The sequence below is a fragment of the Rahnella sp. P4_A8 genome (assembly GCF_056402435.1).
Window position 1 is genome coordinate 1 of record NZ_JBFUHK010000352.1, and the last position, 649, is coordinate 649.

Sequence of the window (649 nt, forward strand, 5' to 3'; positions counted from 1 at the left end):
ATCATATACCGGTGTAGTGATAAGGAAACAGGGCTCGGATAACATCATGGCGCGGGTAAATTAACCCACTAACGACGCCGGATATATGGTCGCAAACCGTATCGAACCAGTACTTGTAACACCCGGGGCGTCCATATATGGTCAACAAAAACTGGCCACGGCTTTAGAGTTTTTCCAAAACAATCTTTCCGCTTCTGCCACTCAGTTGCCCTAACAGTAAAGAGGGCAACTGTGAGCGAGAAGGCGACATTCGCTTTAAAGGTCACTTCATCCGTATGACAGAAAACCTCTAAAAAGCGGATTGAACGATTATGCGGGATTCTTACAGGAGCAAAAGAACCATGCAGTTTATTTTCCTGATAATCTCGTTCGCATCTGGGCAACGTACCTAGGTTCATCCGTTCCCGCCATCCCCTCCATTTGCCCCAGGAGAACCATCAACCAGAACGAACCCATTAACGTTGTGTTGCGTTGATGGCCATTTGGACGATGCGTCCGCATGGGCGAACGATGTTGACGCCAAGTAAACGAGAGCTGTAAATATATAGATTAGTTTCAGACGCATAAGCAGCACCTTTTTGGAAAAACACTATTTGCCTGAGAGCGCTTACCTTAATTGCTACATGGGACGGCCGCGCCGCCTTTACCA

Annotated in this window: 1 protein-coding gene; it reads right to left on the reverse strand. The window is 47.5% G+C overall.

Translation table 11 applies throughout. The features are described 5' to 3' along the window. Positions 1–455 precede the first annotated feature (455 nt). Positions 456–649: hypothetical protein (locus AC1DUO_RS25935; RefSeq protein WP_477989605.1), on the reverse strand; the 194-nt coding region annotated here is incomplete at its 5' end.